The 22,404-nt window shown below is 65.4% G+C and carries 20 protein-coding genes; 10 read left to right on the forward strand and 10 right to left on the reverse strand.

Annotated elements, in window-relative coordinates; all coding sequences use genetic code 11:
* The first annotated feature begins 161 nt into the window (after positions 1–161).
* The 5 genes from D1604_RS12170 to D1604_RS12190 are packed head-to-tail and all read left to right on the forward strand — an operon-like array spanning position 162 to position 4,665.
* On the forward strand, positions 162–1,448 hold the full coding sequence (locus tag D1604_RS12170) for a 3-isopropylmalate dehydratase large subunit (protein ID WP_119413503.1): 1,287 nt from the start codon (positions 162–164) through the stop codon (positions 1,446–1,448).
* Positions 1,445–1,933 (forward strand): LeuD/DmdB family oxidoreductase small subunit, encoded by a 489-nt coding sequence (locus D1604_RS12175; protein WP_119413504.1) that lies wholly within the window; start codon positions 1,445–1,447, stop codon positions 1,931–1,933. Before D1604_RS12170 ends, D1604_RS12175 begins: the two co-directional genes overlap by 4 nt.
* Positions 1,930–2,817: an isocitrate lyase/PEP mutase family protein gene (locus D1604_RS12180; RefSeq protein ID WP_119413505.1), complete on the forward strand. Its 888-nt coding sequence runs from the start codon at positions 1,930–1,932 to the stop codon at positions 2,815–2,817. The genes D1604_RS12175 and D1604_RS12180 overlap by 4 nt, the downstream gene beginning before the upstream one ends.
* A complete protein-coding gene (locus tag D1604_RS12185; RefSeq protein ID WP_119413506.1) occupies positions 2,814–3,764 on the forward strand; it encodes a polysaccharide deacetylase family protein in 951 nt (316 codons plus the stop codon). The genes D1604_RS12180 and D1604_RS12185 overlap by 4 nt, the downstream gene beginning before the upstream one ends.
* Positions 3,751–4,665 carry a polysaccharide deacetylase family protein gene (locus D1604_RS12190; RefSeq protein WP_119413507.1) on the forward strand — a complete coding sequence of 305 codons (915 nt, stop codon included), beginning with the start codon at positions 3,751–3,753 and terminating at the stop codon, positions 4,663–4,665. Before D1604_RS12185 ends, D1604_RS12190 begins: the two co-directional genes overlap by 14 nt.
* Positions 4,666–4,792: 127 nt before the next feature.
* Here the strand turns inward: D1604_RS12190 and D1604_RS12195 are convergent, their stop codons facing one another.
* Together D1604_RS12195 and D1604_RS12200 are read right to left on the reverse strand one after the other, a co-directional pair.
* Complete coding sequence (locus D1604_RS12195; RefSeq protein WP_233552080.1) at positions 4,793–5,485, reverse strand: isochorismatase family protein; 693 nt, start codon at positions 5,483–5,485, stop codon at positions 4,793–4,795.
* Between the two features lie 90 nt (positions 5,486–5,575).
* A complete protein-coding gene (locus tag D1604_RS12200) occupies positions 5,576–6,376 on the reverse strand; it encodes a GntR family transcriptional regulator (protein WP_119413508.1) in 801 nt (266 codons plus the stop codon).
* A gap of 121 nt (positions 6,377–6,497) precedes the next feature.
* Here D1604_RS12200 and D1604_RS12205 point away from each other — a divergent pair, with 121 nt between their 5' ends.
* The gene (locus tag D1604_RS12205; RefSeq protein ID WP_119413509.1) at positions 6,498–7,328 is read left to right on the forward strand and encodes a GntR family transcriptional regulator; all 831 of its coding nucleotides are present in this window, start codon (positions 6,498–6,500) and stop codon (positions 7,326–7,328) included.
* Between the two features lie 42 nt (positions 7,329–7,370).
* Here D1604_RS12205 and D1604_RS12210 read toward each other — a convergent pair whose 3' ends face one another.
* Positions 7,371–8,864: an aldehyde dehydrogenase gene (locus D1604_RS12210; protein WP_119413510.1), complete on the reverse strand. Its 1,494-nt coding sequence runs from the start codon at positions 8,862–8,864 to the stop codon at positions 7,371–7,373.
* 230 nt (positions 8,865–9,094) lie between these two features.
* Here D1604_RS12210 and D1604_RS12215 point away from each other — a divergent pair, with 230 nt between their 5' ends.
* Positions 9,095–10,294, forward strand: coding sequence for an FAD-dependent oxidoreductase (locus tag D1604_RS12215; protein WP_119413511.1), 1,200 nt, complete (start codon positions 9,095–9,097; stop codon positions 10,292–10,294).
* Positions 10,295–10,396: 102 nt separating this feature from the next.
* Here D1604_RS12215 and D1604_RS12220 read toward each other — a convergent pair whose 3' ends face one another.
* Together D1604_RS12220 and D1604_RS12225 are read right to left on the reverse strand one after the other, a co-directional pair.
* Positions 10,397–10,690, reverse strand: a complete 294-nt coding sequence (locus D1604_RS12220; protein WP_024354889.1) for a hypothetical protein — start codon at positions 10,688–10,690, stop codon at positions 10,397–10,399.
* A gap of 35 nt (positions 10,691–10,725) precedes the next feature.
* Positions 10,726–11,568 carry a maleate cis-trans isomerase family protein gene (locus D1604_RS12225; RefSeq protein WP_147399913.1) on the reverse strand — a complete coding sequence of 281 codons (843 nt, stop codon included), beginning with the start codon at positions 11,566–11,568 and terminating at the stop codon, positions 10,726–10,728.
* A 92-nt stretch (positions 11,569–11,660) separates the two neighbouring features.
* Here D1604_RS12225 and D1604_RS12230 point away from each other — a divergent pair, with 92 nt between their 5' ends.
* Positions 11,661–12,821, forward strand: coding sequence for a class I SAM-dependent methyltransferase (locus D1604_RS12230; RefSeq protein ID WP_119413513.1), 1,161 nt, complete (start codon positions 11,661–11,663; stop codon positions 12,819–12,821).
* Positions 12,822–12,975: 154 nt separating this feature from the next.
* On the opposite strand, the gene D1604_RS12235 is transcribed toward D1604_RS12230, so the two are convergent.
* The 5 genes from D1604_RS12235 to D1604_RS12255 form a co-directional block, all read right to left on the reverse strand.
* The gene (locus D1604_RS12235; RefSeq protein ID WP_024354886.1) at positions 12,976–15,105 is read right to left on the reverse strand and encodes a TonB-dependent receptor; all 2,130 of its coding nucleotides are present in this window, start codon (positions 15,103–15,105) and stop codon (positions 12,976–12,978) included.
* Positions 15,106–16,329: 1,224 nt separating this feature from the next.
* Complete coding sequence (locus D1604_RS12240; protein ID WP_119413514.1) at positions 16,330–18,018, reverse strand: sulfatase-like hydrolase/transferase; 1,689 nt, start codon at positions 18,016–18,018, stop codon at positions 16,330–16,332.
* Between the two features lie 54 nt (positions 18,019–18,072).
* A complete protein-coding gene (locus D1604_RS12245) occupies positions 18,073–18,567 on the reverse strand; it encodes a flavin reductase family protein (protein ID WP_024354855.1) in 495 nt (164 codons plus the stop codon).
* An 89-nt stretch (positions 18,568–18,656) separates the two neighbouring features.
* Complete coding sequence (locus D1604_RS12250; RefSeq protein WP_119413515.1) at positions 18,657–19,139, reverse strand: MaoC family dehydratase; 483 nt, start codon at positions 19,137–19,139, stop codon at positions 18,657–18,659.
* Positions 19,136–20,455 carry an acyl-CoA dehydrogenase family protein gene (locus D1604_RS12255; RefSeq protein WP_024354853.1) on the reverse strand — a complete coding sequence of 440 codons (1,320 nt, stop codon included), beginning with the start codon at positions 20,453–20,455 and terminating at the stop codon, positions 19,136–19,138. Before D1604_RS12255 ends, D1604_RS12250 begins: the two co-directional genes overlap by 4 nt.
* 126 nt (positions 20,456–20,581) lie before the next feature.
* Between D1604_RS12255 and D1604_RS12260 the strand changes: the two genes are divergently transcribed.
* Both D1604_RS12260 and D1604_RS12265 read left to right on the forward strand, forming a co-directional pair.
* Positions 20,582–21,172, forward strand: coding sequence for a VOC family protein (locus tag D1604_RS12260; RefSeq protein WP_024354852.1), 591 nt, complete (start codon positions 20,582–20,584; stop codon positions 21,170–21,172).
* A complete protein-coding gene (locus D1604_RS12265; RefSeq protein WP_119413516.1) occupies positions 21,169–22,335 on the forward strand; it encodes an alpha/beta hydrolase family protein in 1,167 nt (388 codons plus the stop codon). Before D1604_RS12260 ends, D1604_RS12265 begins: the two co-directional genes overlap by 4 nt.
* Positions 22,336–22,404 lie beyond the last annotated feature (69 nt).

The following is a 22,404-nucleotide window of genomic DNA, read 5'->3' on the forward strand; positions in this document are numbered from 1 at the left end:
GGGTTTTGGGGCGGAAGAAGTGGCGGGGTTCGACATGATGAGCGTTCCTGATGGACTGGAAGATGCGGGAATGCGCTTGCCAAGGCTGCGCGTTTAGATGATATAAAACTATATCATTTGGTCCAGCAATGCCCTTGTGCGGCGCATCATCGGGAGAAGGCATGGGCCGGGGCTCCACCCTCGTTGAAAAGATCATCGCCCGGGCGGCCGGCGTGGACCGGGTCGCGCCCGGCCAACTGGTGACGGCTCAGGTCGATCTGGCCTTCGCGCACGACAGTTCGGGACCGCGCCGCTGGGCGCCGATGCTGCGAGAACTGGGCGTGGGCCTTTGGGATCCGCAGAAGGTCGCCATCGTCTCGGATCATTATGTCCCGGCGGTGGACGCTGAATCCGCCCGTATCCTGAAGCTGGCGCGAGAATTTGCGGCCGAACACCAGGTGGGCGCCTTCTTCGACATGGTGGGCATCTGCCATCTGGTCCTGCCCGAGCACGGGCTGATCCGGCCGGGCGCCTTCGTGGCGGGGGGCGACAGTCACTCGCCGACGGCGGGGGCCTTCGGCGCCTATGCGGCAGGCTATGGCGCCACCGACATGGCCGCCATCGTCGCCACCGGCGAAACCTGGCTGGCCGTGCCCGAGACGATCCGCGTCGAGTGGTCGGGCCGGTTCGGCGCGGGCGTTGCGGCCAAGGACATCATGCTGTTCCTGTGCCGCGAACTGGGCATGGACAACGCCTTCAAGGCCATTGAATACGGCGGCGACACGGTCGAGGGCCTGTCGATGGCTGAGCGCATGGTCCTGTGCAACATGGCTGCGGAACTGGGCTGCGAAGCCGGGGTCGTGGCGCCGGACCGGACCACGTTCGACTATCTGCGCGCGGCCGGGCGTCCGGTCGAGGATGAGGCGGCGGCCCTGGCGCTGGCGTCGGACCGCGATGCTGTCTATGCCGCCGTTCATCGTTTCAATGCGGCGACGCTGCAGCCGCAGATCGCCGCGCCGCATGATCCGTCACGCACTCAGGACGTGACCGAACACGCCGGGATCAAGGTGGATCAGTGCTATATCGGCGCCTGCGTCGGGGCCAAGATCGAAGACCTCCGCATGGCCGCCGCCGTGTTGAAGGGCCGCAAGGTGTCGCCGGACACCCGCCTGCTGATCGCTCCGGCGTCTCAGAAAACCACGACGACAGCGACGCAGGACGGCACCTTGCAGACGCTGATGGAGGCGGGGGCGGTCCTGCTGCCGTCCGGTTGCGGCGCCTGCGCTGGCTATGGCGCCGGGGTGCTGGCGGACGGCGAGGTCTGCATCTCTTCGACCAACCGCAACTTCAAGGGACGCATGGGATCCAAGGAGGCGCAGGTCTATCTCGGCTCGCCCTATTCCGTGGCCGCCGCTGCCATTGAAGGCCGCATCGCCGATCCGCGTCAGTTCCTGGGAGAGGCGGTATGAGCGGTCGGGCCTTCGTCTTCGGCGACAATATCGACACCGACGTCATGGCGCCGGGCACGCTGATGAAGCTGCCGCCTGAGGAACTGGCGCAGCATTGTCTGGCCGCTGTCGATCCTGACTTCGCTCTTACGGTGGCCAAGGGCGACTTCGTCGTCGGCGGTCGCAGCTTCGGCATCGGCTCGTCGCGCGAACAGGCGGCGGTGTCCTTGAGCCTGCTGGGCGTGCGCGCCGTGATCGCGCGCTCTTTCGCCCGCATCTTCTGGCGCAATGCGATCAATCTGGGGGTGCCGTGCATCACCCTTGAACAGGCGGGCGAGATTTCCGCAGGCGACCGGCTGGAGGTCGATCTGGCGGTCGGGCGTCTGACGAATCTGACAACGGGGCGGGGCTATGATTTCACGCCCCTGCCGCCGCACCTTATGGCCATGATGGATGACGGGGGGCTGATGCCGCACCTGAAGAAGAAGCTGGCGGGCGCCGCATGAGCGAGCGTCTGAACCTGCGTCGTCGGCTCAAGCAGTCGCCCGCCCTGCTGGCGCCGGGCTGTTATGACGCCCTGTCCGGCCTGCTGATCCAGCAGGCCGGATTCGAGGCGGCCTATCTGTCGGGCGCCTCGGTCGCCTATACCCAGCTGGGGCGGCCCGATATCGGTCTGGTCAGTCTGGATCACGTCGTTGACGTGGCGGCGCGCATCACCGAGCGGATCGACATCCCTCTGATCGTCGACGCCGATACCGGCTTCGGCAACGCCCTGAACATGGGCCGGACGGTGCGGCTGTTCGAGCGCGCGGGCGCCCGCGCGATCCAGATCGAGGACCAGACCTTCCCCAAGCGGTGCGGCCATCTGCGCGGCAAGGGGGTGATTTCGGCGCAGGAGATGGCGGGCAAGGTTCGCGCCGCCGTCGATGCGCGCCACGACGACGACACCCTGATCATCGCCCGCACCGACGCTATCGCGGTCGAAGGCTTTGAAGCGGCGATGGATCGAGCCGAACTGTTCCTGGAGGCGGGGGCCGACGTCCTGTTCGTCGAGGCGCCGCGCGATCTGGACCAGATGCGGGCGGTAGCCGAACGCTTCGCCGCCCGCGTTCCCCTGCTGGCCAATATGGTCGAGGGCGGGGACACGCCGCTGAGTTCGGCCGACAGTCTGTCGGCACTGGGCTATCGTCTGGTGATCGCGCCGGGCGCGATGGTGCGCGCCGTCATTCCGGCTGTCGAAGCCTTCCTGTCGGTGCTGAAGCGCGATGGCGGCACGGCGGCGCACCGGGCGCACATGACCGACCTGATGGGGGTCAACGCCCGCATCGGCCTGGATGAGATGATGGCGCTGGGACAGCGATACGAAGCGCAGGAAGAGGAGAAGGCATGACCGTCGCAGACCCCAACCTCTACGACTACTGGCCCTATCGGGACCGGCCGAAGATCGTCTGGCCCGGCGGCAAGAAACTGGCCTTCTGGGTCGCTCCGAACATCGAGTTCTATGAGTTCGACCCCGCGAAGAACCCCGGCCGCGCCGGTTGGCCCAAGCCTGCGCCCGATGTCGTCGCCTATTCCCAGCGCGACTGGGGCAACCGCGTCGGCCACTGGCGGCTGATGGAGCTGCTGGACAAATACGGCCTGCGCGGCTCGGTGTCGCTGAACGTCGCCCTTTGCGACCACCATCCTGAGATCATCGAGGCCTGCGTCGAGCGGAACTGGGAGTTCTTTTCGCACGGCATCTACAATACCCGCTATTCCTACGGCATGGACGAGGCGCAGGAGCGCGCCATCATCGACGACGCCATCCGCACGGTCGAGAAGGCCAGCGGCCAGCGTATTCGCGGCTATCTGGCTCCGGCTCTGACGCACACCGAACGGACGCTGGACCTGATCGCCGAGAACGACTTCTGGTACACCTGCGACCTGTTTCAGGACGACCAGCCGCAGCCGGTGAAGACGGCGTCGGGCAAGCTGATTTCGCTGCCCTATTCGCTGGAGGTGAACGACGTCATCACCTACGGCGCCCTGGGGATGAGCCCGGCGCGCTACACCGACATCCTGAAGCGGCACTTCGACCAGTTGCTGGAAGAGGGCGAGCAGAGCGGCACGGTCATGTGCATTCCCCTGCACGCCTATCTGGTCAGCCAGCCGCACCGCCTCGGCCCGTTCGAAGAGGCGCTGAAACACATCATGGGCCACGCCGACGACGTGTGGTTCGCCACCGGCGCCGAGATCGCGGGCTACTATCGCGACCACTGCTGGGACCAGACGCAGGCCGATATCGCGGCAAGAGGCTGCGCGACCGGAGGAAAGGGGTTCGGCCATGGCGCTGCCTGAGGACTATCTGACCTATCCGCACCGCTCCTACGGCATGGATCAGACGCTGTATCCGTGGCGTCCGGCGACCGAGCGGCCGAAGATGGCCTGGCCGGACGGCAAGGCTGCCGCCGCCATGATCGTGGTCCCGCTGGAGTTCCATCGCCTGAACCCGCAAGGCAAGCCGTTCAAGCATCCCGGCGCCATGCAGACGACCTATCCGGATCTGCGCCACTTTACGACCCGCGACTACGGCAATCGGGTCGGGGTGTTCCGCATTCTGGATGCGCTGAAGGCGAGAGGGCTGAAGGCGGTGTTTCCGATCAATGCGGTCCTGCTGGAACGCGTTCGGCCGCTGGTCGAGGCCATCCTCGCCGACGGGCACGAGATCGCCGCCTATGGCTGGGAAGCGGACTGCATCCACTGGAGCGGGCTTGAGCCGGGTGTCGAGGTCGAATGGATCGGCCGCACGCGCGACGCCTTCGACAGGGCGGGGCTGAAGCCGCGCGCCTGGATGAGCCCGGCGCGGCAACAGTCGTTCCAGACGCTGGAGTTGATCGCCGAGGCGGGTTTCGACATCTGCTTGGACTGGGAGCAGGACACGGTTCCCGTGCCGATGCAGACCGACAAGGGCGTGGTCTGGGCGGCCCCTTTGTCGAATGAACTGGATGACCGCACCCTGCTGACCGTGCGCCTTCAGACCGAGGACGAATGGGCCGATCAGGTGCTGGAGGCGATCCGCCTGCACAAGGCCGAGGCCGACCGTTTCGGCGGCCAGGTCGTCGGCTTCACCCTGACACCCTACGTCAGCGGCCTGCCGTTCCGGATGAAGTCTGTCCGTCGCGTGCTGGACGGTCTGGCGAAGGACGACGCCGTATGGACCGCCGGCGTGTCAGAGATTGTCGAGGCGGCGCGCGGCTGAGGCCGCCGTCGTCCCGGCTCCAGACTCGGCCGTCGCCCCCAACCTTCGGCCGGGAAGCGTAAAAGCGTAAAAAGAAGGGCGGCGGATTTCGGTCCGCCGCCCTTCGATTTTTCAGGCTGCCGTCAGCTCAGCGCGCGGCCAGCCAGTTCAGCACTTCCTGCGCCGACACCACGTCGGCGTACTTCAGCTGAAGGTCGGTCAGATTGGCGTAGTGGTAGCTCTCGTGCTTGTCCGCCACGCACTCCTCGGCGACGATGGTGCGGAAGCCATAGGACAGGCTGTCCACCGCCGTCGCGCGCACGCAGCCCGAGGTCGAGCCGCCCGTCACCAGCACCGTATCCACCTTGTGCCAGCGAAGGTAGGAGTTCAGCGGCGTCTCGAAGAAGGCCGAGGGCATCCGCTTGGTGTAGATCAGGTCCACAGCCTCATCGATCCGGCAGCGCGGATCGAGGGCGTGGCGCTCGGACCCGTATTTGATGTTCTGCAGGCTGTCCGGCGTATCGGTGCGCGTGCCCCAGACCCCGGCGTCGCCCGCGTCGGCCTTGTAGGCGACATGGCTCCAGATCACCGGCATCCCCTTGGCGCGCGCGGCGGCCGAGATGCGATTGGTGAATCCGATCTGGTCAGGGTGGGTCACATAGGCCGTCTTCGGAAACAGATCGGGGCGGGTGTAGGATTGCTGGAAATCGACGTTGACCACGGCCAGTTTCTCGCCAAAGCCGAAACGGGCGCGGGCGGGATTGGCCTTGACCGCCTCGAACAACTCGCGCGCCGTCTTGTTCTCGCAGATCATGGTCGGTTCGAAGACAAGGTCGCTCACGGTCGGTCCGTCCTTAATGGTATAAAGATAGGCCAACTATAGACCGTCCTGCGGCGGGCGCCAGCCGATCCTGAGGCGGAGCAGCGGAAATCAGGCGCCGTCCTGCCAGTTTCCTTCTTCGCGGCGGCTGAGCAGATGATAGCGGAAGCGGTCGGCGTGATAATGGGCGTGAATATACTGAACCGGTTCGCCGTCGGCCCGGCGCATGATCCGCTCGATCCGGAGCAGGGGCGACCCGATCGCCACCTGGAGCGCCGAGGCCGCAGCGGTGTCGGCTCCGACTGACGATATCCACAGTTCAGCCTCATGCGGCGTCGCTCCGGCTCGCTCCAGCAGGTCCAGCATGGACTGTTCAGCGAAGGCGGCGTCGTCACATCCGCTGGCGACGAACTCCGGCAACCACGACACAAGATAGGAAAACGGCGTCTCGCCCAACCGACGCAGGCGGGTGATGCGCCGCACAGGGGCGCCGGGGATGACCGCCAGCGCGTGCGCGACGTCGCTATCGGCTGCGACAGACCGGCTTTCCAGCAACTCGACCTGGGTTTCGTGCCCCATGGTCTTGAGCGAATCCATCAGGGTGGAGAAGGACCCTGTCACCACAGGCAGTTCGACCTGCGGCGCCACCACCGTGCCGCGGCCCCGATGGCGCGTGACCAGGCCCGCATCGGCCAGTTCATTCATGGCGCGCTTGATCGTTATTCGCGACGCGCCCAGCAGTTCTGCAATCTGATGCTCGCCAGGCAACAGGGAGCCGGGCGGAAACACGCCGCGCCGGATCCGCTCGGCGAGCAGCAGCCGAACCTGATGATACAGGGGGATCGGCAGCCGGTCGTCCAGAAGCTCGGGATGGAGGTCCAGGGCGTCGTCTGTCGGCGGAGATGATGTCATGCCGCCTTGTGTGGCTTGCGGCGGCGACGGAGACAAGCCGGAGTGGTCAAGCGGCTAAGGTCTGATAATAAGCACAAGTTCGCTAATTGACGACGCAGGCCCAGACGCCAGCGTGTGGAGGATGAGCTTGGCCAGACAGGGCGCTGAGGCAGGGACCGATATCGGTCGGCGCAGCCTCAAGGCGGACGGCGGTTCCAGCAGCCTGCCGATCTACCACCAGCTGACCACCATTCTGCGTCAGCAGATCAAGGACAGCGCCTTTGCGCCGGAGCAGCCGCTGCCGTCCGAAATGCAGCTGGCGGCGGCCTATGACGTGTCGCGCGTGACGGTGCGGCGCGCGCTGGATCTGCTGGAACGCGAAGGCTGGATTCGACGCAAGCATGGCGTCGGCACTTTCGTCGCCCCGCGCGCTGATGAGGCGCAAAGAGAGGAAAGCCGGGTGTCGGGCCTGGTCGAGAACCTCATCACCCTGGGGCTTGAGACGACGGCGCGGCTGCTGGCCTACGAACCCGAGGCGCAGACGCCGGCCGCCGTGCTTCAGGCGTTGGGCCTTCCCGCCGACGAGCGAGCGCTGCGGATCGAGCGCCTGCGTTTCTTCAAGGACAAGCCCTTGTCGGTGACGACGGTGTGGCTGCCTCGTTCCGTCGCCTCCCTGGCGCCTCGGAGCGTCATCGACGACCGGCCGATCATGCGTATCCTGGAAAGCGGCGGGATACGCGCCCAGCGCGCTGAACAGACCATCAGCGCCATTCCAGCCGACGACGCGGCGGCCAATAAGCTGAATGTGGCTATCGGGGCGCCGCTGCTGCGCCTGCGCCGGACGGTGTTCGACGGCGACGGCCGCCCGTTCGAGCACCAGGTCGGCCTCTATAATCCCGATCAGTATGAGTACCACATGCTGCTGACGCGCGATAACAGCTCGGCCCGTCCGCAGTGGCGTCACATCGGTTGAGGCGAAGCGCGGCGGGACAGGCCCGCCGCAACCCTGTCGGGATCAGGCGCCGAACTTGCGCAGCGGCACGTCGGCCAGAGGAATGGTCGTCGTCTTCTCTTCGGTGAAGAAGGCCATGGAGGCGGCGGCGCCGTCGCGGCCCAGACCCGAATCCTTCACCCCGCCGAACGGCGCGCGCAGTTCACGCACCATCGGGGTGTTGACCCACATAAGACCCGTGCGAACGGCCTGACTGACCCGCAGGGCCTTGTCCACGTTCTGCGTCCAGCAATAGCCGACCAGACCGAACTGGCTTTCATTGGCCATGCGGACGGCGTCCTCCATGTCGCTGAACTTCACGAAGGCGGCGAAGGGGCCGAAGATTTCCTCCTGACAGACGCGGTCGCTGTTGCTGGGCGCCAGGACGGCGGTCGGCTCGATGAAATAGCCCGGTCGGTCCAGCGCCTTGCCCCCGGTCAACAGGGTCGCGCCCTGACTTTTGGCGATGTCGACATAGGACAGGATGTGCTGACGGTGGCGGGCCGAGGCGATGGGGCCGATCTCGGTGGCGTCGTCCAGCGGGTCGCCGACGCGGATCTTTCGCGCCCGCTCGACGAAGCGATCGACGAACTCGTCGAAGATGGAATCCTGGACCAGGATGCGCGAACCGGCCAGGCACTGTTGCCCGTTGTTCGAGAAGATGGAGATCAGGGCGCCGTCCAGGGCCCGCTCCTGATCGGCGTCGGCGAAGATGATGTTGGCCGACTTGCCGCCCAGCTCCATCGCCGCCGGTTTCAGTCGCCGCCCGGCCGCCTGCATGATGTGGCGGCCCGTCTCGGTCCCGCCGGTGAAGGCGATCAGATCGACCTCGGGGTGATCCACCAGGGCCGCGCCCGTCACCGTCCCGCGCCCGTTCACCAGGTTGACCACGCCCGGCGGGGTGATGGTGTTGATGATCTCGACCATGCGGGCCAGCGACAGCGGAGTCTGCTCCGACGGCTTCAGCACGCAGGTGTTGCCGAAGGCGATGGCCGAGGCGACCTTCATCGACGCCAGCGCCAGAGGCGAATTCCACGGCGCGATCAGAGCGGCCACGCCCACGGGGTGGCGCGTGACGAATGTCAGGTGATCCTTGATCTGCTGCCAGACCTGGCCAGGCTGCTGGCTGATCGCTTCGGCGAAGAAGCGGAAATTATAGCCTGCGCGCACGACCTGGCGGCTGAGAACGTCGCGCAGGACGATGCCGGCGTTCAGTGTTTCCAGCGTCGCCAGTTCCACGGCGTGGGCGTCGATGGCGTCCGCGATCCGATAAAGGATGGCCTGTCGGGCCTCTACCGACATTTCGCGCCATGCGGGATCGTTGAAGGCCCGGCGGGCTGACCGGACCGCACGATCGACTTCCTCGGCGTCGGCTTCCTGCAGTTCGGAGATGACTTCGCCGTTGCCCGGATAATAGGCGGGCAGGCGATGGCCGCCGCGCTCTGCGACATAGGCGCCGTCAATCAGGCTGGTGACCGTTTTGGGAGCCCAGTCGAACGGGGAGGCGGGGAGGGACATGAGCGGTCATCCTGATACTGTGGCGACTTGTGTTGTGTTTAAGCTAATACGTGATCGATGCGGATCGCAAGGCGAGAGGGCGCGGTGAGGCAAAAGCTGCTTCATTGGCCCTTTGAGGCGTCGAAGTTTCCTTAAATGCGCGAGGCTGCAGGGAAGTCTGCGACTCTTCCCTTGCCGGAATGCCGAACAAATGTATTAAGTCAGATACAAGTAGGCATGAGGTCGCCAATATGCAGCAATGGGACGCCCAAGTGGTCATCGTCGGCGCCGGCCCGGTCGGGTTGAGCGCGGCCTTGAGGCTGGAAGCTTTCGGGATTTCAGCCATCGTGCTTGAGGCCGAAACGGAGTTGCCTGAAGACCTGCGGGCGTCGACTTTTCATCCCCCGACGCTGGACATGCTGGCGCAGTACGGACTGGCCGAGCCGCTGATCGCTCAGGGGCTGAAGTGCGAACAGTGGCAGATCCGGCATCATGAAACCGGCGAACGCGCCGTATTCGACCTGTCCTATCTTGAGGGCGAGACCCAGCATCCCTTCCGACTGCAGTGCGAGCAATTTCGTCTGTGCCGTATCCTGGCCGACCACCTGTCGGATGCGCGTCATGTCGAAATCCGCATGGGCGCAACGGTGTGCGCCGTGGATCAGGACGGAGACGGCGTCAACGTCACCTATGAGCAGGGCGGTCAGGCGCAGACTCTGCGCTGTCGCTATCTGATCGGGGCGGACGGCGCCCGTAGCGCGGTGCGGACCCTGCTGGGGTGGGAGCTTGACGGCAAGACCTATCCTGAGACGACCATCCTCGCGATCACGGACTTCCCCTTTGAAGACCATCTGGAGGGGTTGTCGAACGTCAACTACTGCTGGACGGACGGCGGCACCTTCTCCCTGCTCAAGCTGAAGGATTTCTGGCGCTGCAGCCTCTATCCGCGCGGCGAAGAGTCCATCGAGGACGCGCTGGACCCCGCCAGCATCGAGCGCAAGCTTCAGGCCATCGTCGCAAGGGACGAACCATACAAGGTGCTGGAGATCCGACCCTATCGCGTGCACATGCGGATCGCGCCTGATTACCGCAGCGGACGGGTCGTGCTGGCGGGCGACGCCGCCCACATCAACAGCCCGTCCGGCGGGATGGGCATGAACGGCGGCGTCCATGACGCCTTCAACCTGACCGAGAAGCTGAAGGCCGTGCTGGAAGGCGCCGACGAGAGGCTGCTGGATCTCTACACCCGCCAGCGCCGCCCTATCGCCGAGCAGGAGATCCTGGCCCAGGCGGATCGCAACCGTGGGCGGATGCAGGAGCGCGACCCGGAACGCCGCAAGGTCATGATGGCCGAGATGCAGGCCATGCTGGCCGATCCTGTGCGGCACAAGGACTATGTGATGCGGTCATCCATGATCGACGGCCTGCGCAAGGCGGCGACGCTGGCCTGAGGCGAGCTCCTCCGCACGTCGCTGCTTGAGGGAGCATCGGCGAAAGCGGAGCGGGGCGAGGGGCGACGGGCCGGGCGCAGGGCGTCCCGGCCCGTTTTCGCATCAGGCGCCCAACTGTCCCTTGAGGGCGTCGACCTCTTCCTGAAGCACGTAGAACACGCGGTCGGTCAGCGCCGCGTGGCGCGCGCGGCGCGCAGCCTGTTCCTGCTCGGTCAGGACATGATGATCGACCGCGTCCGGCGACAGCACGCCCTGGGCGGCCAGCAGGTTTTCCAACGTCGCCACCCGGTCGCTCAACCCGGCCACCTCAGTCACCAGGGCGGTGATGATGGCGGTGAGCCGGTCGTTGGCGGTGTCCTCGAAGAAGGTCGGGCGGGGCGGCTTGGGCGTAGACATCAGGAAACTCCTCGAAACGAAATCAGAATAGGGCGTCAGGTGCTCTTCAGACGGGCGCGAACGGCGGGGAAACGGCTCCATAACCGTTCGCGCCAGGGGGCGTCGGGCGCCAGCCATTCCGTGATCAGCGGCCGCTCTTCCAGTCCCAGTTGATGCGCGACGGACCAGGCTGTGGCCAGGTTGGAGGACAGGATCGGGATATCCGTTTCCTCGCTGGCGACGGCCAGGGCGGCCAGGCTTGGCGCGCCCGTTCCCATGACGATCACGGCGTCGGCGACGCCCGCCTTCAGGCCCTGGCGCAGCCCTGTCAGCAGGGTGGCGGCCGTCTGGCCGTAAATCGGGTGGGCCGCGCCATGCGCGAGGGGCGACTGGATGACAGCGGCCACATCATATCCCGCCCCGCGCCAGTGGTCCTGAGCGGCCTCGGTCAAGGCTGAAGGGTAAGGGCTGACCAGGGTGATGCGCTGCGCCCTCAGCGATTGCAGGCCATCCTTCAGCGCATCGGCGGCGCAGACGACGGGGCAGGGCCCGTGGCGACGCTCCAGCGCTTCCGGCCGACGCCGCGAAGGGCCCAGCAGATAGGTCGAGCCGGTGCAGGCGAATGCAACGGCGTCCAGAGGCGCGTCGCCGAAAGGGGCCAGCCACTCCTCAAGCCGCGTCTCATAGGCCTTGAGTCTGGCGCTCATCTCGGAAGCGGGCGCATACATGCGCGCGGTCAGCAGGTTCACGTCCGGCGGCATCAGCAGCGACAGCTCAGGCTCGGCGGTCGGATTTTCGGCCGGGGTCAGCAGGGCGACCACGCCGCGCGCGCCCAGATCGGGCCGGTCGCGCTCCACACCGGATGCAGGGCGAAGAGGGGGCGGCGAGATTGAAGGCATGGTCCGATCCGACGAAGACACTTCCGCATAAGAGGTATTTGAGATAATACATCATGAAAGACTGAACGCCAGTCGAACATGGAGGAGAGCGCATGATCATCGACCGTACGGCCACCCATGAACTTCTGGCCCGGCCGCTTCATGATGAGGCGGCGCGCACCCAGTACATCGTGCAGTTGAAGAACCGGCTGCGCCGCTATGAGGACGCCAACAAGGTCGCCCTGGACGCCCGCGCCGGTCCGGCCTTCGAAGCCGCATCGGGCAAGACGCCCGAAACCGTCGAGGACATCACGGCGGCCATGATCCGTGATCCCTTCTATCAAATCTGGAGCGCCTTCAGCCGCAGCGCTCAGGACGTCATGTGGAACTCGGTGGGCGAGACCATTCATCGCGAACTGCCGCGCATGAAGGAGGTCGCCGCCGGTCTGGCCCAGGCGCCGGCGGGCGGCAGCTGCGAAACCAGCCCCGACTTTGCGGCCCCGGCCGACGCCTATGCCGGCCACATCCACGGCCAGCCCGGCGGCTATATGCTGGGCGAGGGTTCGGCCGACGACTTCACGGCCGGGGCCTTCTATGAGAGCGGCGGAAACGCCTACTCTCTGGGCGTCGGCATCGGCACGCGCGACTCCAAGTCTGCGGCCGTCATCGAATTCCTGGCTGAGCGCTATCCCGGCTTCAAGCCGCGTCGCATTCTGGATCTGGCCTGTTCCTCGGGCGGCGCCACGGTCGGGTATGCGGCCGCCTTTCCCGAGGCCGAGGTCTATGGCGTCGACGTGGCGCCGGGCCTGCTGCGCTACGCCCATATCCGGGCCGAGGCGATGGGGCTGAAGGCGCACTTCCGTCAGATGGATGCGGGCGCCATGCCGTTCGAGGACGAAAGCTTTGATCTGGTCGTGTCGCACAACATGATGCACGAGGTCTCGCGCGCTTCGCTCGGCCGCATTTTCAGCGAGGCGCGCCGCGTGCTGCGCCCCGGCGGCGTGGTCGTGCACCAGGACGTGCCGATGAAGGGCGCCGATTTCAGCGCCTTCGAGAAGTTCATCTTCGCCTGGCAGACCAAGAACAACGATGAACCCTTCTGGGACGAGTTCCTGGCGACACAGGCGCCGGACGTCATGCTTGAAGCGGGTTTCGCGCCTGACGAAGTGCTGGAGACGACGGTGCGGATGCGGGACGGCCCGCGCGCCTGGTATATCGTGCTGGGCGAGAAGCCCGACGCTGAGGGGCGTCGCGGCACGGCTCTCACCGGCTGATCGACCCGACGGTCAAATGATGGAAAAGGCCCCGGACGCATCGCCGTCCGGGGCCTTTCTGCTTTCTGGAGCAGAGGCTGGCCGAGGCCGGGGCCTCAAAGAAAAAAGGGCCCGCAGCGTGAACTGCGGGCCCAACCAGCTTCCGGGAGGCAGGTCAGAAGTTGGCTTCGTAGGTCAGGCCGATCTGACGACCGCGCGGCAGGGAGCCCACAAAGCCGCGACGGTTGGTGGTGAAGTCCGAGTAGCGGACGATGCCGACAGGATCGATGTTGTCGAAGATGTTGCGGCCGAACAGGATCACCCGGTGCGGGCCGCGTTCCCATCCCAGTTGCACGTTGGCGGTATCGCGGCCGTCCACCCAGGCCAGGTTGGCGACCTGATCATACTTCTTGGAGCGGAAGGAATAGGTGCCGTCGACGAAGAAGCGGTTCTCGCCGACGTACCAGGCGTAGTTGCTGCCCAGGGAGTACTGGATCTTGGGCGCGTTGGGGATCGCCTTGCCGCTGACGTCGCCGTCGCCGCCGGTCAGGGTGGCGAAGTCCGGGTCGGTCGCGTTGGTGTATTCGGAATCCGCATAGGCGAAGGTGCCGCGCACGGACCAGTCGGAGGTGATCTTGGCCTGGGCCTCGACCTCGACGCCCTTGACCTCGACCTCGCCGACGTTGCGGATGAAGGAGACGGTTTCGGTCGAGGACAGATTGGCCACCTGGGTCATCTGCTGGTTCGACCAGTCGATATAGTAGCCGGCGACGTTCAGGCGGACGCGGCGGTCGAACAGGTCGCTCTTGAAGCCCAGTTCATAGTTCCAGGCTGTCTCTTCGCCGTAGGAGCGATCGGCGGGGCTCAGGCGCACGTCGGTGTTGAAGCCGCCCGGCTTGTTGCCGCGCGCCACCAGCCCATAGAACATCAGGTCGTCAGTGGCCTTGTACGACATGGTGAAACGCGGGTTGGTCGAGCGATAGGTCGCTTCGTAATCGAAGTTGGAATCCCCGCCGGTCAGGTGCAGCTTTTCTTCGGCGACGCGCACTTCGGCCGTGCCCGACAGCTTGTCGGTGAAGTCGAAGCCGACCAGGCCGAAGGCGGCCAGGTTTTCCGTCTCGATCGTGCCGTTGTCCTGCAGGGCGCGTGAGACATAGCGATAACGCCCGTCCCAGCGGTCGCTGTTGAAATAATAGGCCCCGGCCATCCAGTGCAGGCGTTCGCCGCGCGGCGAAGCGATGCGGAATTCCTGGCTGAAGCCCTTGATGTTCACCCGGTCGTCGACATGCAGCGAACCGCCCAGCAGGCGCTGGGGCAGGTAATCAAGGTCGGCCTTTCGGTGCTCTTCGGAGTCGTTATAGGCGCTGATCGAGGTCAGGGTGTAGCCGCCGTGATCGTATTCGGCGGTCAGGCTCAGACGGCCTGTCTTGCGTTCAACGCCGCCGCCGCCGATTTCATCCAGATTCAGGCCAATCATGTCAGGCGTGACGTTGATGGCGCCGCAATAATATTGGGTGCGGGTGTCCAGATAGCAGTTGTTGGCGGTCGAGCGTTGGATCGCCATCGGCTCGTGGCCGTCGTTGTTGTGAGCGTATGAGCCGCGCAGGATGAAGCTGAGTTCCGACGTCGGCGTGTACATCAGCGCCAGGGTGCCGCCGACAGTCTTTTCCTGACCGATGGTCTTGCCGTCGCTGGGCGTGCCGGGCGCGTTGTTCCGGTACTCGCCGCCATAGGTGTAGTAGTTGACGGACGCCTGGGCCGACAGCACGTCCTTCACCAGCGGCCCGCTGAGGCCCATCAGGAAGTTGTATTCGTCATGCTCGGCCGCGGTGGCGCGGATCAGCGCCTCGACGTCCTGCGACGGCTTGCGTGTCGTATAGCTGATCGCGCCCGAGAAGGTCTGGCGGCCGTACAGGGCCGACTGGGGTCCCTTGATCACCTCGACCTGGTCGACGAAGGCCATTTCGGTGGCGAACAGGCTGTCCGGGATATAGACGCCGTCGATGAAGGAGGCGGCGTTGGGCGCGCCGAAGACGTTGGCCTGGCCGCGAATGACCGGGCGCTCGAAGCGGCGGCCCTGGTCCTTCTCGATGTTGAGGCCCGGGGCGATCGAGGAAAGGTCCGTGACTTCGCGGATGCCGCGACGCTGCATGTCCTCGGCGTTCAGCGCTGTGATCGACAGCGGCACCTCTTGCAGGCGCTCGCTTGTCTTACGGGCCGTGACGATGATCTCATCGACCTGGACGGCGTCCTGAGCGGCGGCGGCGCCCGCCAGGACGGAAAAGCCGGCCGCGATCGCGGTCATGGCCAAGGCATGGGTACGATGTCTCACTGTCACTCCCCTTTCATGTTCTTATCGCTGAACATGTATCTTTATGAATACGAGCGATGTCGCCATAACTCGAGCGCTGTGTCAATCACTCCGAATTTGCACCTGAAACTTGGCGTGTGGAGCGGGGGTGCGCCTTTAGTGGGCGTGCGTGATGTATTTAAACGAAGGCGTCCATAGCGTTGAAGGCCTGTGGGCTTAGCTGATAAAGCGGCGCTTTATCCATTCATGTGGCAGGGCTTTTCAATGAAAGGGGAGGCAATTCTCCCATCCTCAACAGGCCCGTCCCTGCTCCTGGCGACAGGAAGGCAGCGGAAAGGGTTAAGGCCGAAAGACGGACAGCAAGCACAGACGCCGTTCACACCGGATTCTGCCGGGGAGCTGTTCGACGCGTGCCGGACCGCCTGGTCGACCCCAGCCGATCGAGCAAGCCTCGGGAGATTTCCTTTGGAATGCTGCGACCATCTCCGGTTCCACGGGCGCGTCAGGTCTGGAACCCCCTGATTTCAAGCGCACTGGTCGTCGCTATCGGGGCGTCTGACTTTCGAGCGGCTCCTCTATATCGCGCTGCGATCGGGATGTTTGGAGGACGGGCGAGTCGTCGCTGCGCGACACTTCTGGAAGTGCCGATTCAACACGGCTCAAGAACCCGCTCGAAACGGTTCCGTCGGTGCAGATGCTGTCGCCATGATCGGTGGGGCGCAAGGGGAAGAAGCTTGGCCAACCTGGCGAGGGAATGATCAGATAAGACAATAACTAATTAAAAATAAAGAAATTATTGTGGTGTTGGCGGTGGGCCCAATATTATGGGGCTTATGTGATTTTAGTCGTCGCTTTCGTCTTTTCAGGAGGATGCGATGCCTGACAAGAACCCGATCTATCTCGGGTTGATCTGCCACAAAAGCGTGACCTACCAAGGCCGACATGAGGCCATTGTGGATAGACAGATATTTGACACCGTCCGGGCGCTGCTTCTCCAGAGAAGCGCAACGTGGAAGTCTCGCAAGCCCGACCTTGAGCGCGCGCCTCTTAGGAGGAAGGTTTTCGATGAATTCGGACAATTGATGCGGCCGACGTTCGTCCGGCCAAAGGAGCGGCGATACAACTATTACATTGGGCCGCTGCTGGGCATGGTCGGTGCAAATCGCAAGGGCCCAATTCGTCGTTGTTCTAAGCGGCATGCTTGGGCTGACAAACTCATTAGCTCAACGTCAGCGTGTTGTACTGTTCAACCGGGCCAGGGTATTCGCCGCCGCGATCCTCGCCGACCTCACGGGCGATCAGGGCGTTGGTCATGGCGTTCAGGCGCAGGATCAGATCCTTGTGGCGCTCGGGTTGCGTGGCCAGATTGATGATCTCGTCTGGGTCGGTGCGCGTGTCGTAGAGCTCCAGGTCGTTGTAGGCGATCAACTGTTCCCAGGTGGTCGGCGTGTGGTGTTGGCTGGGCGCGAAATAGCGGGCGAACTTATAGCGGCCGTCGAACACGCCGCGGTGCACGCGGCGCTTCGACAGATCGAAGACCGGGCGGTCCAGATAGTTCTTGTTTGTCCGCTCCCACGACAGCAGCACGCCGTAGTTGAACAGATGCCCTTCCTCGTCGCGCCGGGTGCGGGCGTCGGGCGTCCGCGTCAGGCCCGACAGGTCGTGGCCCACCAGTTGGGGGAAGCTGGCCCTGGCCCAGGCCTCGTCCTTGCCCGCGAAGCCCAGCAGGGTCGGGGCGATGTCGACCGAACTCATCACCGCCTGGCTGGTCACGCCGCGCGCGCCGTCCGGGTGGGCGATGAACATCGGGACGTTGGTCTCTTCCTTGTAGATGGTGCCGCCCTTCTGGCGCATGCCGTGGGCGGCGGCCCGCTCGCCGTGGTCCGAGGTGTAGACGATGATGGTGTCATCCATCTGGCCCGACTTCTCGAGCGCCCACAGCAGGGTCAGGATGTTCTGATCCACGTCGCGGATGCAGTTGCAGTAGTAGTTGACGAAGCGCAGCCAGGCGGCCTCGTCATCGCTCGGCATGGCCCCATAGGTCTTGACGTCCAGCGCCGCGATGCCGCTGTGCGCCTCGGGCTTGGTCGATAGGTCGTCCAGATAGAAGCTGCGGGGCAGGGGGAAGCCCAGGTCCGTCTGATAGAGTTCATCGCCCGGCTCGGCGCGCATGACCCCGGCCAGGTTCCATACGGCGCGCGTCTCGGCCTGTTCGCCGGTGGCGTCGTAGAACATGATGTCGTGCGGATTGACCAGGTTCACGGCCATGAACCAGGGCTTGCCCTCGCGCTTCTTCGGGTCCCTGGCCAGGTCCTGGATCAGCATGGCGGCGTCGCCGGTCACGGCGCGATCGGTGCGATAGCCGGCCCAGGTCAGACCGATCTCTTCACCGTAGAAATTGTAGTCGGAGAAGCCGAAGGGCTCCATGGCGTCGGTGGTGTCGGGGAACTCGCGCTGGAAGCCCGGCGCGGCGGTCGGCAGCTTCGACAGATGCCACTTGCCCTTGTAGGTCGAATAGTAGCCGGCGGCCCGCATCATGTCGCCCAGAGTGTCGATCTCGGGCGTCAGGACGGCGCCCTGTTCGGCGTTGGAATAGACCTTGGTCTTCTGGGTGTGCTGTCCGGTGTAGATGACGGCGCGCGACGGCGTGCAGGGCGTGGTGTGCACATGGTAGTTGGGCAGGTGCAGGCTGCGTTCCAGCAGCGCCTTGTGCCCGGGCAGATAGTCCAGCAGGCCGTCGGGATAGGACTGCAGGCCGAACTCCTGATCGGTGACGATGAAGAGGACGTTCAGCGGCTGGTTCGGGTCACGCGGGGCGCGGGGCCGGGCGCGCACCGGCGGGGCGACGCCTGCGGCGCTGACGCCGGCCATACCGGCCAGAAGGGAACGACGGTCGATCCGGGGCATGTCTCACTCCACTATAAAGCCCAGCCGTCTGCGCGGCCTTGGGGCGAAGATGGTTCAGGCGGCCGCCACCTGTACATAGCGGCCGGCGAAATAGGCGAGGGGAGGCGTAGGCGAGGGCAGGTCCACCCGCAGAACGTCGCCGATGACGATGCGGTGGCTGCCGTGGTCGACCACATGGGCCTGCTTCAGGTGAATGACGGCGCAGGCGTCGCGCAGGGCCGGCGGGCGGCCGTCCTCGCCGTCGTCCCAGGCGCCGATGGCGAAGCGTTCGCCGCCGCGCACCCCGCCGCCGCAGGCGCGCGAGACCGCTTCATGGTCCGAGCCGAGCACGTTGAGCACCAGGTCCGACCCGGCGTCGATGGCCTGGAAGATGGCGGCGTTGCGGTTGATGCAGACCAGCATGGACGGCGGGTGCATGCTGACCTCGCTGACGGCCGTGGCCGCCATGGCGTAGGGGCGGCCCTCGTGCTGGGCCGTGACCACCACGACCGAGCGGACCAGATTACGCAAGGCGCTCTTCAGCGCCGGAGCCAGCATGTCGTCGTCCATGGCGATGTCCTCCCTACGTCTGGTCCGTTGCCGAACATGACGAGGTTCATAGTGCGACGGCAGAATAATATGTCAAGTTACTTTACTATCTAGGCCGCAACCGCTTCCGATCTCGCAGCCGGAAGGGCCAGCATCACGCTCTGAACCACGCACAGGGGCTTCACCAGGCCTTCGCCTTCGATCACGCAGTCGCTGACGATCTGCCAGCCGCCGGCGCGTGCTTCGACCGCCGCCACCGTCTGACGCAGACGCAGGCGGGCGCCGCTGGGGGCGGGGCTGACGAAGCGCACCTTGTTGACGCCGACGTTCAGCACCTTGTCGGCGCCCTCGATGCGCAGCAGGTCGTCCTGCAGGCGCGGCAGCAGCGACAGGGTCAGGAAGCCGTGGGCGATGGGGCCGCCCATCTCGCGCGAGGCCCGCTCGACGTCGACGTGGATCCACTGATGGTCTTCGGTGGCGTCGGCGAAGCGGGCGATGCGGGCCTGGTCGAGGCTCAGCCAGTCGGACACGCCGAGGTCGCGTCCCGCCAGACCGGGCAGGTCGGCGTAGGCGACAATCAGCGGCTCGCTCATGCCTTGGCGCCAGATGAGGCGTCCGGATTCGGCGCGCGGGCGACCTTGTTCGGCCCGGCGAAGCCGAACATCCAGGCGGCGATCTTGCGCATCTGGATCTCTTCGGCGCCCTCGGTGATGCGATAGCGGCGGTGGTGACGATAGATGTGCTCGAACGGCTTGTGACGCGAATAGCCCATGCCGCCGTGCACCTGCATGGCCGTGTCGGCGGCCTGGCAGACCAGGCGGTTCGCCCAGTAGTTGCACATGGAGACGCGGTCCGAGAGCTTGGAGGCCACCTCGGGCTTGGACATGCGGTCCATCTCCCACGCCGTCTTGCGGATCATCAGGCGCAGCATCTCGACCTGGGTGGCCAGTTCGACCAGCGGGAACTGGATCGCCTGGTTGACCGCCAGCGGCTTGCCGAAGGGCTTGCGTTCACGCGCATATTTCACCGCCTCGCGCACGCAGAAATCGGCGGCGCCCAGCGAGGAGGCGGCCTGGCGGATGCGGTTCTCGTGGACGAAATGCTGGGCCAGCTCCAACCCTCCGCCCAAGGGGCCGAACAGGGCGTCTTCGGCGACCCAGACATCGGTGAAGCTGACGCGCGGGTGGTCGGTCGGCATGTTGAAGGTCCAGAGGTATTCCTCGACCTTGACCCCCGGCGCCTCGGCCGGGACTAGGAAGCAGCTGATGCCGCGCGCGTCGCCCGCCTCGCCCGAGGTGCGGGCGAAGACCATGACGTGGGTCGCCACGTGCATGCCCGTGGTCCACATCTTCTCGCCGTGGATGCGCCAGCCCGGCTGGCCATCGCGGGTCTGGGGCTCGGCGATGGTGTCCATGTGGGTGGCGTCCGAGCCGTGCTCGGGCTCGGTCAGGCCGAAGCAGACCGAACGGCCGCCGTCCAGCATCCCGGCGATGAACTCGTCCTTCTGCGCCTGCGTGCCGAAGTCGCGGAACATCAGCACCTGCGGATAGTTGGCGACGATCGAATGCTCGTTCTGCAGGTCGTTGTGCAGGCCCAGGCCCTTGGCGGCGAAATGCTCGCGGATCACGGCCATGGCCAGGTTCGACCCGTCCTTGCCGCCGAACTCGGCCGGCAGGGCGAAGCGCAGGTGGCCGGCCTTGTCGGCGCGGCGCTTGGCCTCGCCCAGCAGGGCCTCCCACTCGTGGCGCGGCAGGCCGCCGTTGTCGAAGTCGGTGCGGGCCCATTCACGGCGGTGATCGAAGAAGCGCTCGTTGTCGTCCTGCGCCTGCAGCGGGACGATCTCGGCTGCGATGAAGGCGTCCAATTCCGCCAGATAGTCGGTGATCTCGGCGGGCAGTTCGAAGTCCATGCGCGCTCCTCCTTCTGTTTGAAGCGAGCCTAGGCCGGAGGGTGAATAACGTAAAGCAATTTGACAAACATCGACGGCCGGTATGGAGTCGATCCCACACAGGAAACGACAGGAAGGTTCAGTCTCATGACCACGCCGATCACCACTGAAAGCGGGCTGCGCTCGCTGCACCACGCGGCGTTCCGCTGCCGCGACGCCGAACAGACGCGCTGGTTCTATGAGGATGTGCTGGGCATGAAGGCCTCGGCGGGCATCGTGCTGGACGAGGTGCCGGGCACGAACGATCCCGTGCCCTACATGCATATCTTCTTCGAGATGGGCGACACCAACTTCGTCGCCTTCTTCGATGCGCCTTCGACCGCCGATCCGGCCTGGTTCAAGCGCAAGGACAGTTTCGACATGCATATCGCCATCCAGGCGCGCGACGAGGCGCACATGCTGGAGATGCAGCAGCGCATCCGCTCGCACGGCGTCAGCTGCCTCGGCCCGGTCGAGCACCACTTCGTCCGCTCGGTCTACATGTACGACCCCAACGGCATCCAGGTGGAGATCACCACCCGCACCGCCGACCACGACCGCATCCTGGCCGAAGAGGGCGCAGCCCTGCCGCAGGTGCTGAAGGCCTGGACCGCACAGACGCGCGCCGAGAAGGAAGCCAAGTTCGGCGCCGAGGTCCTGGACCGTCGCGGCAAACCGCAGTCGGAGCTCAAGGGATGAGCGGCGCCTCCACGAAGAAGAAGTACCAGCGCACCCCCTATCTGATCGTCTTCCAGGAGCAGGCGGCGTTCAAGGACACCTATGGCGGCGCCGAGGGTTCGGTGGTGCTGGAGGCCCACCTGCTGAAGCCGGACACGCCGTCCGACACCGTCGTCATCATGATGCACCCGATCGGCGGGGGCGCCTGGCTGCCCCTGCCGGCGGCCCTGGCCAAGCAGGGCGTCCACGTCATCTATTGCAACAGCCGCTATCGGGGCATCGACAACGCCCTGATCATGGAGAAGTGCGCCCTGGACTTGGGCGCCTGCGTCCGGGATGCGAAGGAGCGGCTGGGCTATGAGAAGGTGATCCTCGGCGGCTGGTCCGGCGGCGGCGCCCTGTCGCTCTTCTATCAGGCGGAAGCCGAGAACCCGACCGTGACACAGACCCCGGCGGGCGATCCGATCGACCTGACGAAGGCGAACCTGATCCCGGCGGACGGCATCGCCCTGCTGGCGGCGCACCTGTCGCGCAACCTGACCCTGACCGAATGGATCGACCCTTCGATCACCGACGAGAGCCGCCCGTTCGACCGCGATCCCGAACTGAACATCTACGACCCGGCCAACACGAACCAGGCGCCCTATTCGCCGGAGTACGTAGCCCGCTATCGCGACGCCCAGATCGCCCGCAACCGCCGCATCACCGCCTGGGTGAAGGCCCAGCTGGCGGAGTTGAAGGCGCAGGGCCTGCACAATCACGAGCGCGGCTTCGTCGTGCAGGGGACGATGGCTGACCCGCGCTTCATCGACGCGACCCTGGAGCCCAGCGACCGTCGTCCCAACTACTGCATGTTGGGCGACCCCGTCGTGGTCAACGACGGCCCGGTCGGCCTGGCGCGCTTCTCGACCCTGCGGTCGTGGCTGTCGCAGTGGTCCTATGACGACTCCAACGCCGACGGCCTGAAATGCGCGGCGCGGATCAGCGTGCCCATGCTGGTCATCGAGAACAGCGCCGATGACGCCTGCACCCCCAGCCACGCCGCCCGCCTGATGGCGGCGGCGGTCAACGCGCCGCAGACCCACGCGGTGATCAAGGGCGCCAACCACTACTACTCGGGCCAGCCCGACAAGGCGGCCGAGGGGGCGACGGTCTTCGTGGAGTGGATAAAGACGACGTTCTGATGCCCGTAGAGGAAGAGGCTTCGGCCTAAAAAACGGCCGATCCTTCGCAGGGTCGGCCGTTTCTGTTTC

It is taken from the genome of Brevundimonas sp. LPMIX5 (assembly GCF_003576505.1).
In the GTDB taxonomy this organism is placed as follows: domain Bacteria; phylum Pseudomonadota; class Alphaproteobacteria; order Caulobacterales; family Caulobacteraceae; genus Brevundimonas; species Brevundimonas naejangsanensis.

Coding starts and splice junctions, on each gene's coding strand:
- D1604_RS12255 (WP_024354853.1), bottom strand. CDS start 20,455: ATGGACTTCGAACTGCCCGCCGAGATCACCGACTATCTGGCGGAATTG.
- D1604_RS12175 (WP_119413504.1), top strand. CDS start 1,445: ATGAGCGGTCGGGCCTTCGTCTTCGGCGACAATATCGACACCGACGTC.
- D1604_RS12235 (WP_024354886.1), bottom strand. CDS start 15,105: ATGACCGCGATCGCGGCCGGCTTTTCCGTCCTGGCGGGCGCCGCCGCC.
- D1604_RS12245 (WP_024354855.1), bottom strand. CDS start 18,567: ATGGACGACGACATGCTGGCTCCGGCGCTGAAGAGCGCCTTGCGTAAT.
- D1604_RS12215 (WP_119413511.1), top strand. CDS start 9,095: ATGCAGCAATGGGACGCCCAAGTGGTCATCGTCGGCGCCGGCCCGGTC.
- D1604_RS12170 (WP_119413503.1), top strand. CDS start 162: ATGGGCCGGGGCTCCACCCTCGTTGAAAAGATCATCGCCCGGGCGGCC.
- D1604_RS12225 (WP_147399913.1), bottom strand. CDS start 11,568: ATGCCTTCAATCTCGCCGCCCCCTCTTCGCCCTGCATCCGGTGTGGAG.
- D1604_RS12185 (WP_119413506.1), top strand. CDS start 2,814: ATGACCGTCGCAGACCCCAACCTCTACGACTACTGGCCCTATCGGGAC.
- D1604_RS12220 (WP_024354889.1), bottom strand. CDS start 10,690: ATGTCTACGCCCAAGCCGCCCCGCCCGACCTTCTTCGAGGACACCGCC.
- D1604_RS12260 (WP_024354852.1), top strand. CDS start 20,582: ATGACCACGCCGATCACCACTGAAAGCGGGCTGCGCTCGCTGCACCAC.
- D1604_RS12200 (WP_119413508.1), bottom strand. CDS start 6,376: ATGACATCATCTCCGCCGACAGACGACGCCCTGGACCTCCATCCCGAG.
- D1604_RS12210 (WP_119413510.1), bottom strand. CDS start 8,864: ATGTCCCTCCCCGCCTCCCCGTTCGACTGGGCTCCCAAAACGGTCACC.
- D1604_RS12190 (WP_119413507.1), top strand. CDS start 3,751: ATGGCGCTGCCTGAGGACTATCTGACCTATCCGCACCGCTCCTACGGC.
- D1604_RS12230 (WP_119413513.1), top strand. CDS start 11,661: ATGATCATCGACCGTACGGCCACCCATGAACTTCTGGCCCGGCCGCTT.
- D1604_RS12240 (WP_119413514.1), bottom strand. CDS start 18,018: ATGCCCCGGATCGACCGTCGTTCCCTTCTGGCCGGTATGGCCGGCGTC.
- D1604_RS12265 (WP_119413516.1), top strand. CDS start 21,169: ATGAGCGGCGCCTCCACGAAGAAGAAGTACCAGCGCACCCCCTATCTG.
- D1604_RS12180 (WP_119413505.1), top strand. CDS start 1,930: ATGAGCGAGCGTCTGAACCTGCGTCGTCGGCTCAAGCAGTCGCCCGCC.
- D1604_RS12205 (WP_119413509.1), top strand. CDS start 6,498: ATGAGCTTGGCCAGACAGGGCGCTGAGGCAGGGACCGATATCGGTCGG.
- D1604_RS12250 (WP_119413515.1), bottom strand. CDS start 19,139: ATGAGCGAGCCGCTGATTGTCGCCTACGCCGACCTGCCCGGTCTGGCG.